14 protein-coding genes and 1 riboswitch are annotated in these 14,776 nt (G+C 71.4%); of the genes, 8 read left to right on the top strand and 6 right to left on the bottom strand.

Features of this window, described 5'->3' with window-relative positions:
* Positions 1–6: 6 nt before the first annotated feature.
* Positions 7–108, top strand: a riboswitch (TPP riboswitch).
* The 4 genes from M3185_RS13270 to moeB all read left to right on the top strand — a co-directional run bounded on the left by M3185_RS13270 (position 102) and on the right by moeB (position 3,657).
* Positions 102–1,388, top strand: coding sequence for an FAD-dependent oxidoreductase (locus M3185_RS13270; RefSeq protein WP_251334157.1), 1,287 nt, complete (start codon positions 102–104; stop codon positions 1,386–1,388). (Overlaps the previous riboswitch by 7 nt.)
* On the top strand, positions 1,388–1,627 hold the full coding sequence (thiS, locus tag M3185_RS13265; protein WP_251334156.1) for a sulfur carrier protein ThiS: 240 nt from the start codon (positions 1,388–1,390) through the stop codon (positions 1,625–1,627). Before M3185_RS13270 ends, thiS begins: the two co-directional genes overlap by 1 nt.
* A gap of 66 nt (positions 1,628–1,693) precedes the next feature.
* Positions 1,694–2,479, top strand: coding sequence for a thiazole synthase (locus M3185_RS13260; RefSeq protein WP_251334200.1), 786 nt, complete (start codon positions 1,694–1,696; stop codon positions 2,477–2,479).
* Positions 2,476–3,657: a molybdopterin-synthase adenylyltransferase MoeB gene (moeB, locus tag M3185_RS13255; RefSeq protein ID WP_251334155.1), complete on the top strand. Its 1,182-nt coding sequence runs from the start codon at positions 2,476–2,478 to the stop codon at positions 3,655–3,657. The genes M3185_RS13260 and moeB overlap by 4 nt, the downstream gene beginning before the upstream one ends.
* 568 nt (positions 3,658–4,225) lie before the next feature.
* Here the strand turns inward: moeB and M3185_RS13250 are convergent.
* Complete coding sequence (locus tag M3185_RS13250) at positions 4,226–5,761, bottom strand: sulfatase-like hydrolase/transferase (protein ID WP_251334154.1); 1,536 nt, start codon at positions 5,759–5,761, stop codon at positions 4,226–4,228.
* A 582-nt stretch (positions 5,762–6,343) separates the two neighbouring features.
* Entirely contained in the window at positions 6,344–6,718 is a 375-nt protein-coding gene (locus tag M3185_RS13240) for a hypothetical protein (RefSeq protein ID WP_251334153.1), read from the bottom strand.
* Positions 6,719–6,906: 188 nt separating this feature from the next.
* On the opposite strand from M3185_RS13240, the gene M3185_RS13235 reads away from it, so the two are divergent.
* On the top strand, positions 6,907–7,602 hold the full coding sequence (locus M3185_RS13235; RefSeq protein WP_251334199.1) for a M15 family metallopeptidase: 696 nt from the start codon (positions 6,907–6,909) through the stop codon (positions 7,600–7,602).
* 651 nt (positions 7,603–8,253) lie between these two features.
* On the opposite strand, the gene M3185_RS13230 is transcribed toward M3185_RS13235, so the two are convergent.
* A complete protein-coding gene (locus tag M3185_RS13230; RefSeq protein WP_251334152.1) occupies positions 8,254–9,288 on the bottom strand; it encodes an IS110 family transposase in 1,035 nt (344 codons plus the stop codon).
* 321 nt (positions 9,289–9,609) lie between these two features.
* Here M3185_RS13230 and M3185_RS13225 point away from each other — a divergent pair, with 321 nt between their 5' ends.
* Both M3185_RS13225 and M3185_RS13220 read left to right on the top strand, forming a co-directional pair.
* On the top strand, positions 9,610–10,692 hold the full coding sequence (locus tag M3185_RS13225; RefSeq protein WP_285859887.1) for an IS110 family transposase: 1,083 nt from the start codon (positions 9,610–9,612) through the stop codon (positions 10,690–10,692).
* A gap of 13 nt (positions 10,693–10,705) precedes the next feature.
* The gene (locus M3185_RS13220; RefSeq protein WP_251334151.1) at positions 10,706–11,485 is read left to right on the top strand and encodes an SDR family NAD(P)-dependent oxidoreductase; all 780 of its coding nucleotides are present in this window, start codon (positions 10,706–10,708) and stop codon (positions 11,483–11,485) included.
* Positions 11,486–11,921: 436 nt separating this feature from the next.
* On the opposite strand, the gene M3185_RS13215 is transcribed toward M3185_RS13220, so the two are convergent.
* Complete coding sequence (locus tag M3185_RS13215; RefSeq protein ID WP_251334150.1) at positions 11,922–12,347, bottom strand: acyl-CoA thioesterase; 426 nt, start codon at positions 12,345–12,347, stop codon at positions 11,922–11,924.
* Positions 12,348–12,513: 166 nt separating this feature from the next.
* Positions 12,514–13,062: a hypothetical protein gene (locus M3185_RS13210; RefSeq protein ID WP_251334149.1), complete on the bottom strand. Its 549-nt coding sequence runs from the start codon at positions 13,060–13,062 to the stop codon at positions 12,514–12,516.
* A 417-nt stretch (positions 13,063–13,479) separates the two neighbouring features.
* On the opposite strand from M3185_RS13210, the gene M3185_RS13205 reads away from it, so the two are divergent.
* Positions 13,480–13,788, top strand: coding sequence for a hypothetical protein (locus tag M3185_RS13205; RefSeq protein ID WP_251334148.1), 309 nt, complete (start codon positions 13,480–13,482; stop codon positions 13,786–13,788).
* A gap of 791 nt (positions 13,789–14,579) precedes the next feature.
* On the opposite strand, the gene M3185_RS13200 is transcribed toward M3185_RS13205, so the two are convergent.
* On the bottom strand, positions 14,580–14,776 hold a 197-nt coding region (locus tag M3185_RS13200; protein ID WP_251334147.1), incomplete at its 5' end, for a hypothetical protein.

Below are 14,776 nucleotides of genomic sequence, written 5' to 3'. Positions count from 1 at the left end.
GTTAGTCAGCAGTTCTGCGGGAGCCCTGCCGGGGCTGAGAGGGCTTGAGCGCCGACCGCCACACCTGATGCGGGTCATGCCGCCGTAGGAAAGGACATGCCGTGCCCGCCGTGCCCCTTGCCGCGCTGCCGGGCCCCGGGCCCTCCGGGGCCGCCGTCGACGTCGCGGTCGTGGGCGCTGGGCTGATCGGCCTCGCCACCGCCTGGGAGCTGCGCCGCCGCGGTCGCTCCGTCGCGGTGGTCGACCCGGACCCCGGCTCGGGGGCGAGCCGGGCCGCGGCCGGGATGCTCGCCCCCGTCAGCGAGGTCCAGTACCAGCAGGAACCCCTCTACCCCCTGATGACGACCTCGGCCGCCGAGTACCCGGCCTTCGTGGCCGCCCTGGAACGGGCCGCCGGGCAGCCGGTGGGCCACCGCACCACCGAGACCCTGGTCTGCGGCGTCGACGCCGCCGACCGCCAGGCCCTGGCGGACCTGCGCGAGCTGCAGCTGCGCCACGGCATGGACGTGCAGCCCCTGCCCCTGCGCACCGCCCGCGCCCTGGAGCCGGCGCTGAGCCCGCGGCTGTCCGCCGCGTTCCGGATCCCCGGTGACCACCAGGTCGACCCGCGCCGGCTCGTGGCCGCGTTGCTGGCCGCGCTCACCGCGCCGCTGCCGAGCGATCCGGCCCTCGACGGAGGCGGTGACGGCGGTCCGGTCCGCCTCGTGCGCGAGCCTGCCGCGGCGCTGCAGCACGACGCCCGGGGCGCGGTCACCGGGGTCGTCCTGGCCGGCGGACAGGAGGTGGCGGCCGCGGAGACGGTCCTGTCCCCGGGCGCGGGGCTCGGGGCCCTGGCGGGCCTGCCCGTCGGGTGCCGGCTGCCGATGCGCCCGGTGCACGGGGACATCCTGCGGGCGCGCCCGCCCGCGGGAGCGCCCGAGCTACTCGAGCGCACCGTCCGCGGCCTGGTCCACGGTGTGCCTGTCTACCTGGTGCCGCGCGCCGACGGGACCGTGGTCATCGGGGCCACCTCCCGGGAGGACGGGCTGGACGGGGCCAGCGCCGGGGGCGTGTTCCGGCTGCTGCGCGACGCCCAGGCGCTGGTTCCCGGAGTGGCCGACCTCGAGCTGGCGGAAGTCATGGCCCGCGCGCGCCCCGGCACCCCCGACGACATCCCGTATCTCGGCCGCGTCCGCGCGGACAGCGGCGAGCCGGTGGCCGGGCTGGTCGTCTCCACGGGCTATTTCCGCCACGGCGTGCTGCTCACCCCGCTGGCCGCCCGCCTCGCCGCTCAGCTGGTCACCGGGGAGCCGGGGGCCGACCCGGCGGCCGACGCAGCACACCTCGCCACCACCGACCCGCACCGCTTCGATCTGCAGATCGCCGGACCACCGAACAGGAGCATCTGATGTCCGCCATCACCCTCAACGGCGCCTCGCGCACCGTGGCCGAGGACACCACCGTCATCGACCTCGTCGCCGAGACCGTCGGCCGGGCCCTGGGCCCCGACGGCCACCCCGTGGACGGGGGCCGCCTGGGCGTGGCCGTGGCCGTCGACGCCGCGATCGTCCCCCGCAGCCGCTGGCACCGCACGCCCGTGGTGCAGGGCCAGGACGTCGAGATCATCACCGCTGTCCAGGGAGGCTGAGCCGTGACCACCACGCACCCCGACCCGCTGCTCCTCGACGGCGCGGCGCTGTCCTCCCGCCTGATCATGGGCACCGGGGGCCTGAGCTCCCTGCACACCCTGGAGCAGGCCCTGCTGGCCTCCGGCACCGAGCTGACCACCGTGGCCCTGCGCCGCTACGCCCCCGGGCAGGGCGACTCGCTGTTCGCCCTGCTTGAGCGCAACGCCATCCGCGTCCTGCCCAACACCGCCGGCTGCTACACCGCCCGGGACGCCCTGCTCACGGCCGAGCTGGGCCGGGAGGCGCTGGAGACCGACTGGGTCAAGCTCGAGGTCATCGCCGACGAGGACACGCTCCTGCCCGACGTCGTGGAGCTGCTGGACGCCACCGAGCAACTGGTGGCCCGCGGGTTCAAGGTCTTCGCCTACACCTCCGACGATCCGGCCGTCGCCCGCCGCCTGGAGGACCTCGGCGCCGCCGCGGTCATGCCCCTGGGCGCGCCCATCGGCACCGGGCTGGGCATCCTCAACCCGCACAACATCGAGCTCATCGCCTCCCGCGCCGCCGTGCCCGTGATCCTCGACGCCGGCATCGGCACCGCCTCCGAGGCCGCCCTGGCCATGGAGCTCGGCTGCGACGCCGTGCTCCTGGCCAGCGCCGTCACCCGGGCCCAGGACCCGGTGGCCATGGCCACCGCGATGCGCCACGCCGTCGCAGCCGGGCGGCTGGCCGCGACCGCGGGGCGCATCCCCGTCCGCCGCCACGCCGTCGCCTCCTCGCCCACGGCCGGGCGGATCGGCCCCGCCGGGCGCGGGAAGGTCCCGGACGCCGCGCCGCGCGGGGACTGGGCGCCCGTGGGGCACCCGCGGTGAGCCCGCTGCCCCCACTTGCCGCACCCGCCCCAGGACTGACGTGCGAGGAGCTCGAGCGCTACGCCCGGCACCTCGCGCTCGCCGAGGTCGGCTCGATCGGCCAGCGGCGGTTGAAGAACGCCCGGGTCCTCGTCGTCGGGGCCGGGGGACTGGGTGCCCCCGCCCTGCAGTACCTGGCCGCAGCCGGGGTGGGCACGCTGGGGATCGTCGACGACGACGTCGTGACCGCCTCCAACCTGCAGCGCCAAGTGATCCACACCGTCGCCGACATCGGCCGCCCCAAGGTCGACTCCGCCGCCGACGCGGTGGCTCGGCTCAACCCGCTCGTGGACGTGCGCACCCACCCCGTGCGGCTCACGGCGGACAACGCCGTGGACCTGGTCGGTCGGTACGACCTCGTGCTGGACGGCGCGGACAACTTCGCCACCCGCTACCTGGTCAGCGACGCCGCGGCCCTGACCCGCACCCCGGTCGTATGGGGCTCGATCCTGCGGTTCGAGGGCCAGGTCAGCGTCTTCTGGGCGGGCCACGGGCCCACCTACCGGGATCTCTACCCCGAGTCCCCGCCGGCCGGGGAGGTGCCCAGCTGCGCCGAGGGCGGGGTGGTCGGGATGCTCCCGGCCACCGTCGGCTCCGTCATGGTCACCGAGGCGGTCAAGCTGATCACCGGCGTCGGCGAGCCGCTGCTCGGGCGGGTCCTGCTCCACGACGCCCTCGCCATGACCTGGCGAGAGCTGCGGCTGACCCCGGACCCTGGCGCACCTCCGGTGGTCGCGCTCGAGAGCCCCCAGGCGGTCTGCGCCCGGCCCGGCCACGGCCCCGGGCCCGCCGAGGTCCTCGGCCCCCAGGAGCTGGCCGTGCTGCTGACCCGCCGCGAGCGCGGCGAGGCCGTCTTCGCGCTCGTGGACGTGCGGGAGGCCTGGGAGAGAGAGCTGGTGAGCATCCCGGGCACCGTCCCCGTCCCGCTCAGCGAGCTGCTCGAGCGCGGCGCAGACGCCCTGCCGGCCGAGGTCCTCGGCATGGACCTGGTGCTGCACTGCAAAGCCGGCGCCCGGTCCGCGACAGCCCTGGCCGCGCTGCGCCCGCACTTCGCGCAGCGGGAGGAACGGCTCCGCCACCTCGAGGGCGGCATCCTGGCCTGGGTGGCACAAATCGAACCGGGAAAACCTGTCTACTGAGTCAGCCCGGACACGGCAGAACTCCGGCATGCCTGAGCACCAGCCACGCGAGCAGGCAACTCATGCGCTGACGTCCGTTCCGCCCATTTCCTCCCTGGGGGGCGGCGGACCCGGCAGCTCAGGGCGCCGTCGGCGTCTTCGGCGACCCCCTCGGGGCAGGGGCCTGACAGCGGGGTCGAACGGCCCCGGCGTGCACGCCGCGTTCGCCAACCGGCCCCAGCCCGGTGAGACCGACGAACAACAACCAGACCGGGGACCAGAGGCGAGCGCATCACCGGTTCGGTGGCCGGGGGAAGGTCCGCCGGCAAGGACCTGGATGGGCAGCGCCAGACCTGCACCGACTTCCGGATCCGCGATGCTCCCCGGCTGGCCGAGGCACGGGGGCGCGGCAGCCGCTGGAGGACCGACCGGGGCTGCGAACTTGGCGCGCGCCGACGGAGCCCACGGCTCAGAACGCGCCGGTGGCCACCGCGGTGGGGAAGCGGGCGGCGGGGCATCACGGTGCAGTCCGGGCTCATCGCCACGACCACGTGCCCGACCGTGGCCACGGCCAGAGCCGGGGCCGGCGCTACCGGGCGGCGCTCTCGCCGGCCCAGGCCTGCGCGTAGAACCAGGGGGAGCGCGAGCTCAGCAGCTCGGCATAGGGACCCGGCTCCATCGCCTGCGCTGAACCGTCCGGGACCTCCGGGGCGAAGGCGGACACGCCCAGCCCGGCCTCGTGACCCTGCAGGGTCAGGCCGGCAGCCTCCAGGATCGTGGGGTACATGCTCAGCTGGTCCGCGCGGGGGCGCAGCGTGCTGTTCGCGTCCTCGCCCGGAATCCAGATCCGGTTGAAGATGGTGCGGTTCTCGTGGTCGTCCAGCTGCTCGTGGAAAGCGTCGCCGGCGTTCTTGGGCATGAGGTGGTCGCCCATGATCACCACGGCGGTGTCGTCGAGGTAGCCCTTCTCCTGCATGTGGTCCACGAATCCGGCCACCTGGGTCATGGAGCAGGAGAGCACGGAGGCGACCTCGTTCTGCGCATCCACGGTGCAGTAGTCGAAGACGTGCACCGGCTCGTGGGTGTCCAGCGTCAGCACGGAGAGGTGGAACGGCTGGCCGGTCCTCTCCGCCTCGGCGTGCAGCTCGTCGACCTCGTCCTTGGCGTGGGCCATGAGGCGTTCGTCGCTCAGGCCCCAGTCGCTGCGGAAGTGCTTCTCCGGTTCGCCGGCGGCGCGCCAGTCGGAGAGGTCCTTCACCCCGGAGTAGCCGTGGCTGTGCAGGAAGGTGTCCTTCGCGGCGAAGGAGGCGTTGGCCCCGCCCAGGAAGACGCTGTGGTAACCGTGCTCGTCGAGGACGTCGCCCAGGCAGGTCAGCCCTCCCAGGTAGGCGTCGACGTCGCCGTCGGACCCGTCCGAGGCGCCGCTGCCCGCGGTGGAGACCATGTCCTTCAGCGGGACGCCGCACTGCGTCGAGACGAGCCCGGCCATGGTCCAGCCTCCACCCTCGTACTGCCGGAGATCGTGCACGCTCCGCCAGCCGTCCGAGGCCCGGGTGACCTCCTGCAGGGGAGCGAACGCGTCCGTCTCCGAGAGCTGGTCGTCCGCAAGGGTGGCCTCGCCGGACTCGAGGTAGACCAGCACCAGGTTGCGCTTGTGCTGGTCGCCGGTGACGGTCGGCTCCGCGTAGTAGTCGCCGAGGTCGTACCGGGAGTTCGCCGCCTTGATGTAGTCCCCCATACCCACCGTGGTGGCGAAGGCCGTGGTGCCGCCGACGACCACCGCGGCCACCGAGGCGGTGAAGACGGTGCGCGCGATCCACGGCGATCGACGAGGACGCGTCTCGTCGCCGTGGTGGTGGCGCGCGCGGCGCCGGAAGCACTGCCACAGGGCGATCCCGACGGTGATGAGCAGGGGCGCGACGCCGATCCCGAGGACGCCGACCCAGACGATGGCCCCGCCCCCGCCGTCGGTTTCCACGGAGACGAGGTTCAGGAGCATCTGGCCCACAGAGATCCTGCCCCAGTAGAAACGGATGCCGGCGGCGGTGATGAGCAGCACGAGCCCCGCCCAGATCAGGGCGTAGACCAGGACGCGTCCCCCGACGACGCCAACCCGTCGGATCACGTGAAGAATCCGGCCGGACATGGCAACACCTCACGTTCCAGATGCGCGCGTGCTCCCCGAACACCCTTGACATCCACCCCATTGTCGGGCCCAGACAGACCCAGTACCGTTACGCTACCTGTTCAGCAGTTGTTCACCTGCCGGACCTGATCCCGAAACCTGATCCGTCGCCGCCGGCCCCGCCGGTTCCAGGCTCCGACGCCGATCGTGGGAGACCGGCTCACGCGACGCCGCCGGACCGGGAGCACCAGCTGCGTGGTTCGACCTCGACACAGTCGGTCCCTCCGGGGGATCGGGGGAGAGGGGAAGGCGCCGTGCGAGAACAGGTCGGTCGGTGGTGAGCAGGACCTCGAGGGCGCGGTGTCCGTCCGTCGCGCGGCAGGCCTCGGCGGCCTGCTCCAGGACAGGGTCAGGTCGAAGACCTCGACCGGGTCGATCGGGCGGTCCCAGGTCAGCGGGATCAGCCCGGGCAGGAACCGGCGCGCCGGGACGGGGCCGCCGTGCGCTGCCGGCGCAGCCGAGAACTGCCGACCCCACCGTCATCCGAGCCGGGACGACAGGGGGTGCTGTCGTGCCCCGCGGTCAGCGTTCTGCAGGTGCCGTCCTCGGCCGGCCGGGCGGGCGGCCGGTGCCGCCCGAGGCGTCCGGCACCGGGGGTGCGGCGGGGATCAGATGGTCGGGCAGCGGCTCCGGGACCACGATCTCCACCGCGGGCCCGTGGTGGTCGGGGACGTCGTGGTCGACCGCCCAGCGCAGCAGTTCCACCCCGATCGCCTCCACGTGACGGGTGCCGGTCAGATCGACGGTGACCTGGACACCCGGGGCGAGGCCGCGGGCCCGGCGGATCAGCGGGTGCAGGCCCGACTGGCTGAGCCGGGTCAGGCATCCGCCGGCACTGATCCGCACCTTCTGCCCGTCCAGAGCCACCTGGACGGTCACGGAGAGCTTGTGGTCCACAACAGCATCCTTTGCCCGTCCGAGGTTGCCGCGGCCGATTGCTGTACCGCTGCTGAGAGGATAAGCCGTCCGCGCCCCGGAGAGCCCGAGCGCCCCGGAGCCTGGGCGCATGTGTCACACAGCACGCGTCCGTGGGCTCATGTGGGTACGCTGAGACGGATCTTTTCCGGACACGTGGGGGCGTGAGCATGCTGAAGAAGAAGCTGGGTGGACTCGGTGGTACGGCGACGGTACTGGCGCTGGCGACGGGTCTGGTGGCCCCGTCGACGGCGGTCGCGACAGGGGCGGCCTACGACATCGACTCCGCTTCGAGCCTGACCGTGGTGGTCAACAAGCACCGGCCGCTGGACCCGCCGAGCTACGTGCCGGACTACCTTGTCCGGGTCCAGACCGAGCACCTGCGCACCGAGGCCGCCGAGGCCTACCAGCGCATGAGCCGGGCGGCGGAGGTCGACGGGGTCAACCTCGTGGCCGTGAGCGGGTACCGTTCCTCCGCCCACCAGGCCAGCCTCTACGACAGCTACGTGGCCCAGTACGGGCAGGCCACTGCTGACACCATCGCGGCCCGGCCCGGCTACAGCGAGCACCAGCTTGGGCTGGCCATGGACGTGGCCAACGCCGACGGGGCGTGCGCGCTGCAGGCCTGCTTCGAGGACACCCCGGTCGGGGCGTGGGTGGCTGAGCACGCCGGGGAGTACGGGTTCATCATCCGCTACCCCGAAGGCGAGGAGGCCGTCACCGGCTACACCTACGAGCCCTGGCACCTGCGCTATGTCGGTCCGGCCCTGGTGGAGGACCTGCAGGCGGCGGCAGAGGCCGACGCGCGGGTCAACACGCTGGAGGAGTTCTTCGGTCTCGAGCCGGCACCGGACTACCTGCCGTAGCCAGGTGGCCCCGGGGCGCTGCAGACGGGTCCTGCTGGAGTCACCGTGACACGGCGTGAGCCGGTTGCGCGCTCGGAGGGTGGCGTCAGGGGTTCTCCCGCGGCCGGTTCCCGGACGCTTCGCCCTGCGGCGTCGCCGAGAGGTGCCAGGGCGTGTCGTGGGGCGGTCCCGGGCGTCCAGTGCCACGCCCGGCTGCCGAACCCGCTGGTTGGCTGCGGTGAGGCCACCCGCTGACGACACCCGACTGAAGGGAGGGGGCAGGGGAGCCGTCATGGGAGGAAGGTCTCCACATCGGGCCGTCCGCGTGCGGGGTGCTCAGCCACGTCTCGGACGGAAGGGATCGGAGCACATCGACGCGATGGAGGGAGGTCGGCGGTCGGGGTGATGCGCTGAGCGTGTGGGTGCCTTCGTGATGGTGCTGGGCGCCATTGCCGCTTCCCAGCCAAGCAGTTCACCGGTTCACCGGATGGGGTGCGTAGCATCGAGGTCAGTGTGAGGGTGAGTGGTGCCGCAAGTGCTGCGGTGGTTGGATCCTTTGCACCTGGTGCCTGGCTCCTAGCCTCGATGCCGCTCCGTTGGGGCTGGCTGGCCATGGTTGTGCCGGCACCGGGTGTGAAGGACCGGTCGGCGTGGCTTGATAGGGCCTCTGTGTCAAGAGAGCGCCGGTTTGCGAGCCGTCAGGTCGTTGACCATGGTGCGGTAGATGACGTTGCTCAACCGGCGTTTGAGGGCTCTGCGGGCCTCACGTGGGGTCTTGCCTTCGTGAATTTTCTTCAAGTAGTAGTCCCGGCCGGGGCCTGCGTGGCTGATCTGGCACACGGCCATTACGTGCAGCGCGGAGTTCAGCTGGCGATTGCCGCCGGGGTTCAGGCGTTGCCGCAGGTTGTCCCCGCTGGAGGTATCCAGGGGCGCAGCGCCGGTGTAGCTGGCGAAGTGCCCGGGTGATGGGAACCGGCGCACGTCGCCGACCTCGCCCAGGATCTTCCCGGCCAGGATCGTGCTGAGGCCCGGCAGTTCCATCAAGGAGGTGCCGGTGGCCTGAAGCTCTTCGGCGATCTTCTGCTGGTAGTTGTCCATAAGCTTCTCGAGCCGGGCCACCTCACCGATCAGATCGCGGGCCAGATCCCGGCGGCACTGCTCGATGGCCGTGGCCGGCCGCAGCCCGCGCAAGGCCGACCGCGCCTTGGTGAGAGTCAGGCCCCTCGGCACACCACCGGGGATCAGGTCTCGCAGCAACTCGTGCAACCGGCTCAGAGCCCGGGTCCGCTCACCCTTGAGTGCGTCGCGCTGATGCGTGAGCAGGTCCAGGATCTCGGCGTGATCCTCGGCCGCCACACGCCGCAGGCCCTGATGGTGCTGGGCAGCCCATCCCACGGCCCGGGCATCGGCGGCATCGGTCTTGCGTCCACCGCCGGTGTGCAAGACCCGGGCCTTCATCGATAGCGTGGAGGGCACATCGAGGACCTCGTGGCCCTGACTAGTGAGGTACTGGGCAATGCCTCGGCCCAAACCCTGGGCGCCTTCCACGGCGAACAGGAGGTCCTCGAACTGGGAGGCCCAGGCCACCACGGCCGGGCCGGTGCCCTTGGTCACGGCGAAACGCTGTGTGGCTTTTACGGTGCCATCGGCGGCTAACGCTGCGGCGGTGAGGGAGGACTTGTGCGGATCGATCCCGATGACGGTCATGGCAGACTGCTTCCACTGGCAGGGATGTGAAGCTCCCTCGGTGGGCACTCTGACTTCAATCCATCTGCACGCCTCTGTCGAACCACACCCAGGGCAGGTGGCGATCGGCCGGGCACCCTATCAATGAGCCAGCCCCTTCCAGGGGCGGCAAGAAGCTTGCGGACCAGCGCCGACCGCCACTCTCAACACTACGAAGCTGCAGACTCCCCAGTGCCGGCCACCACCCATTCAAGACAAGTCAGGAGCGTGGCATCGCCCCCACTGTGAAGTGCCCGCCGACCGGCCCAACCGGTTACCTCACTGGGAAGGGAGGCACTCACCATGGTGATTGCCATCGGCGCGGACGTCCACAAGCATTCCCATACGTTCGTGGCCGTGGACGCGGCCGGCAAGCAGATCGGCCAGCTCACGGTCGCGGCCACGCACGCCGGTCACGAGAAGGCTTATCGGTGGGCGCGCACGGCGTTCATCGATCAAAGCCGGGTCTGGGGCATCGAGGACTGCCGGCACCTGTCGGGGATGCTCGAGCGGGACCTGCTGGCTCACGGGGAGCCGGTGGTGCGGGTGCCCACCAAGCTCATGGCCCGGCACCGGGCCTCGGCCCGGACCCGGGGCAAGTCCGATCCCATCGACGCGCTGGCGGTGGCCCGGGCCGTGGCGCGGGAGGAGGACCTGCCGAGGGCGGTCACCGACGAGCCCGCCCGGGAGGTGGCGCTGCTGGTGGCCCGCCGCGATGACCTGGTGGCCGAGCGCACCCGGGCGATCAACCGCCTGCGCTGGCACCTGCACGAGTTGGATCCCGAGCTCGATCCGGCCCCGCGGTCCCTGGACCGCGCCCGGGTGCGGACACAGATCCGGGAGTTCCTGGCCGGGCAGGTAGGCATCGTCGCGGAGATCGCCGGGCAGGTCCTGGCCGATGTGGAGCGGCTGTGTGAGGCCATCACCGGGCTGAGCGCACGGATCCGGGCCCTGGTACGGCTACGGGCACCGCAGTTGCTGGAGCTGCCCGGGTGCGGGGAGGTCAGCGCGGCGACGATCTACGCCGAGGTCGCCGGGGTGGGCCGGTTCCGTACCGAGGCGTGCTTCGCGATGGCCGCCGGGGTGGCCCCGATCCCGGTGTGGTCGGGCAAGACCGCCGGACGAGTACGACTGAATCGGGGTGGGAACCGGCAGCTCAACTGCGCCCTGCACCGAATCGCGATCACCCAGATCCGCTTGCCAGGACCTGGCAAGGACTACTACGAACGGCTCAAAGCCAGTGGAAAGACCACCATGGAGGCTCTGCGCTGCATGAAACGCAAGATCGCCCGCGTGGTGTACTACCTCCTGATCCGCGATCAGGCGCAGAAGCCCCTGACCAACCAGCACATCGAATCCCCATCCTGCCTACCAACAGCTGCTTGACATAGGAGCAACCATGATCGCGTGGGCTCGCTATCCCTATGACGGCACTGTGGTTCTGGTCACCGGAGCCGGTTCCGGTATCGGCCAGGCCATTGCGCGGGCTTTCCTGGAGCAGGGAGCCAGCGTGTGCGTCACCGGCCGCCACGAACAACCTCTGCGGGAGACGGTCGAGGAGTTCCCCGAGGAGCGGGTCCTGGTGCGCACCACCGATGTCGCCGACCGCGCCGAGGTCGAGGGGCTCGTCGCTGCGATCGCCGATCGCTTCGGTCGCCTGGACGTCGCCGTCAACAACGCCGGTGTGTTCGAGGGCGGGGAGATCGAGGACTACGACGACGCGGCGTGGGAGCGTATGCGCAGCATCAACCTCGACGCTGTGCTCTTCGTCGCCCGCGCCGCCGTGCCGTTGTTGAAGCAGTCCCGCGGAAACCTCGTGGCGATCTCCTCCGTGTCCGGCCTGCGCGGGGACTGGGGGCAGTTCGCCTACAACGCCACCAAGGGCGCGGTGAACGCCATGGTGCAGAGCCTGGCGCTGGATCTGGGGGCCTACGGGGTGCGCGCCAACGTCATCGCCCCGGCCTTCACCGCCACCCGTCTCACCCAGGACCGCCTGGACGATCCGGCCTTCGCCGCCGCCTTGCACAATCGGGTGGCACTGGGACGGGCTGCCACCCCGGAGGACGTCGCCCGTGCCGTCCTGTTCCTGGCCGGCCCCGACGCCGCTTACATCACGGGTGCGGTGATCCCCGTCGACGGGGGCACGACCGCCTCCACCGGTCAACCGCGGCCCCTCTGATGCACGGCAGGAGCCGGCCTGTGACGACGTAGTGCCAACACGTGCGGTGCTGATGCGGGGTCCGCCGGGAGCACGAGGACGACGGTTCCCCACGGCGGCATGTCGAGCACGGTGCGGGGATCGAGGCCGCCGTCCGGGGTCCCCGGTTGGTCTGGCGTCCCTGCGCGCTCAGGAGCCGACCCTGTCGGGACCAGAGCCTCTCGGTGTCCGGCGCGGCCATCCGCCACCGGGTGGTCTCAGCGACGGACGCCACCGTCCCCCGGGGTGTTCGCGGGACGATCGGCGGCGGTGATGGCCTACGAGGAAAGAGTCTCGACAGACGCAGGCCACCCTGGCCATCACCATCATCGGCGCCCGGCGACTGCCGGTGGAGCTCATCGCACAGTGTGGCGCGCTCCCGTCTGTCCGGGAGCTGCCCGCTGCCGCGGTACTTCCGCTAGCCCACGGTGGGCACGGCTGTGGTGGGGATCCGGTCGCGGTCGTAGGTGATCTCGGTGTAGCCGTGCGGGGCCGGCCGGCCCTCGCGGTCCAGATTCACGAACACGATCTTGTCGATGGTCAAGATCAGCTCCCGGGTGATCATGTTCCGCACCTGCGCGCGCATGGTCAACGACGTCCGCCCGAAGCCGGTGGCGGTGAGACCCATCTCGATGATGTCGCCCTGCTCGGCGGAACTGACGAAGTTGATCTCCGACATGTACTTGGTCACGGCGCGCTGGTTGCCGAGCTGGACGATCGCGTAGATCGCGGCCTCCTCGTCGATCCAGCGCAGCAGGCTGCCGCCGAAGAGGGTGCCGTTGGCGTTGAGGTCTTCGGGCTTGACCCACTTGCGGGTACGGAAGGAGATGTCCTGGGGTTCCATGGTCGTTCCTATGTCGAGGGGCGGGGGTGGGCGCACCACAGGTGGAGGCCCTGCGCGATGACACGGTGAGGGCGTCGGGCTGCCCCCACCTCGAGATCCTGCAGCTCACCACATTATGAGATGCGTTCTTGGAAGTACCGTGGCACCCGCTCCGCGGGCTCACCCCTCATGTCGCGCGCTGGTGATGGAGGAGCAGCAGCCGCGCGTAGCCGTCCGTGAGCCGGTCGATGAGGTCGACCTTCGTGTACTCGTTCTCGGAGATCCAGCGCACGGTGTGGAGGGCCCTTCCGTCGTACTCCACAGCAGGCGGCAGCTGGCCCCGCCCGTGGGGCGGTTCCACCTGCAGGATCCAGGCATCCAGGTCCTTCTGCGGCGTCGGGTCGTGGACCTGCCTGCGTGCCCACAGCCGGCCGTCCGTGCCGACGACCACGCCGCGAACCACGTGCCACCCGTAACCGCATCTGACCATGGAGAACGCCTGGCCGATTACGGGGTAGGACTTGGCGTCCGGTGGGGCGTACACAAGTCTGGCCGGCTTCAGACCTTCTGCGCGCAGCAGCTCGCTGGCCTCGATCGCGACCTGCCGAACGTCTGCCAAGGCCTGTTCCAGACCCAGCCCTCGAGCCTCGCCATCCAATGCGGCTCGACGGGGCGAGTCCGGCTCGTTCGTCCCCGGGGCAGCCGCCCGAGCGCGCAACTCGTCCTCGATGCCCATGCAACCTCCCTACCTCGGTGACCATGAGTCTATGTGCCCCACCTCACTCGCGGAGCGGTCGTGGCCCGCTGGCACGCGTGTGACCCCGGCGGCCCTTGGCTACGGGCTGGCCGCCAGCGTGGCGGTGGAGCCGGACCGGCACCAGCTCGACGCCGCGGTCACCGAGCTGCCCAGGACCTCCTGGATGGTGGGCGCGGTGAGGGCCGTTCGTAGGGGTGGACGCCGTTCCGTCTGCCCGGACCCGGCAGGGGCGCCCTTCCCGGCGCACCCTCCGGCACGTCGGCTCCCGGGGCGCAGCAGGACGGGTCCTGCAGCGCTGCACGGAGCCGATGGGTGGGGCAGCACTGCAGGAGAGGGCTTCGTGGGGATCAGGGATCATTAGGGTTTTTTCAGGAAGCCACGGGTATCTGTCGTCCCATGTACACCTCTCCGTTTCGTCTCATCAACGCCGCCGCCTCTGCCACCGCGCGACTGCGCTCCCGCGCCATTCACGACGAGCACCTGAGCGTGGACGCGGTGGTGGTCCTGGACGCCTTGATCGATCACTTCCTCGAGGAGGCCCCGCACCTGGATCTGGCTGCCCTGGCCGTGGAGCACCAGCTCACCGGCGAGCAGCTTCAAGGTGCCCTGCAGGTGCTGGAAGCCCAGGGGTACCTGCGCGAGCTCACCACCCACGCCTGGGCGGCGTTCGACCTGCGGGCGGTCGCTGCGCCTCGGGCGGCCTGAACACCCGCCTGCCTCATCCGGGACAGTCCTGGTGAGGGCGGTCAGGGCCTGTCCCGCGAACCACTGACGAGGCTGGTAGACCGGTGGGATGGTCGGTCGTGGGAAACTGACGAACACCGCGTCGTCGTACGTGCCACCACCGCCGCCGTTCCCCAGCAGGAGCCCCGCCCACCCCGTCCGGCCACGCGTGCCATCCCCCAGTGACCGGAGCTCACGGAACACCATCAGCGTGCTCGGGCTGGCTGGGGTGCGGGACCCTGGATGCGGTCCAGCTCGCCCTCGGTCGCATCAACCACTGACTCGCGGGTCCATGCTTCACGGACCCGGCGTTGCGACAGGGGTTCCGGTGCGGGCCTCACGGTCGATGCGGAACATGCTGGGCTTCGCCCAGCAGCCGTGAAGCCGGGGAGCGACGGCAGTGGCGTTCACCCCGGCCCGCCTGGCGGCAGCGACCTGGGCCCGCATCATGCACTCGGCCGTGGCCCGGTGTCGCATCCTCCGGCTACTGGCGGTACCCTCCCGGTGCGGCCATCACCTCACCACCGCCGCTCATCCTGTGGGGCCTTCAGCACAGCAAGTCCCCTCCCCGAGCAGGGTCGGTGCAGGCGACGGCCCGTCCGCCCCCGCCGAAGAGCTCGTGGGACTGTGCGGCGACTACGCCGATTCCGCAGCGGCCGACGACGACACCACCGCCCTAGCCCTGTGCCGCCTCGCCCGGCTGGACCGGAGCCGGTGGGCAGCCGGCCCGGCCGGCCCTGCAAGAGGTCAGAGCGGGTGCGGGGGCACGGTTTTTACCGGGGGATGGGAGCCCGCGATCGCGGGGCGGCGGGGGTGAGCTGGGCGCGGGCGCCTGCGGCCGGCTCGTGGGCATCCGGGACCGTGGTGGCGCGCTGGGACTGCTGCCGGGCCCGCAGCAGCGCCTCGCTCTGACGTCTCCAGCCGTCCTGGTGCTGTTCGAAGCGCGGGACCAGCCCGGCGATCGCCAGCA

The organism is Kocuria rosea (assembly GCF_023715525.1).
GTDB lineage: Bacteria > Actinomycetota > Actinomycetes > Actinomycetales > Micrococcaceae > Kocuria > Kocuria rosea_A.
This window is presented reverse-complemented; position numbering and strand designations above follow the sequence as displayed.

Bases quoted from the DNA above. Each gene is read 5' to 3' on its own strand.
- M3185_RS13220 (WP_251334151.1), top strand. From the start codon at position 10,706: ATGATCGCGTGGGCTCGCTATCCCTATGACGGCACTGTGGTTCTGGTC.
- thiS (WP_251334156.1), top strand. From the start codon at position 1,388: ATGTCCGCCATCACCCTCAACGGCGCCTCGCGCACCGTGGCCGAGGAC.
- M3185_RS13210 (WP_251334149.1), bottom strand. From the start codon at position 13,062: ATGGGCATCGAGGACGAGTTGCGCGCTCGGGCGGCTGCCCCGGGGACG.
- M3185_RS13205 (WP_251334148.1), top strand. From the start codon at position 13,480: ATGTACACCTCTCCGTTTCGTCTCATCAACGCCGCCGCCTCTGCCACC.
- M3185_RS13215 (WP_251334150.1), bottom strand. From the start codon at position 12,347: ATGGAACCCCAGGACATCTCCTTCCGTACCCGCAAGTGGGTCAAGCCC.
- M3185_RS13225 (WP_285859887.1), top strand. From the start codon at position 9,610: ATGGTGATTGCCATCGGCGCGGACGTCCACAAGCATTCCCATACGTTC.
- M3185_RS13260 (WP_251334200.1), top strand. From the start codon at position 1,694: ATGGGCACCGGGGGCCTGAGCTCCCTGCACACCCTGGAGCAGGCCCTG.
- M3185_RS13235 (WP_251334199.1), top strand. From the start codon at position 6,907: ATGCTGAAGAAGAAGCTGGGTGGACTCGGTGGTACGGCGACGGTACTG.
- M3185_RS13230 (WP_251334152.1), bottom strand. From the start codon at position 9,288: ATGACCGTCATCGGGATCGATCCGCACAAGTCCTCCCTCACCGCCGCA.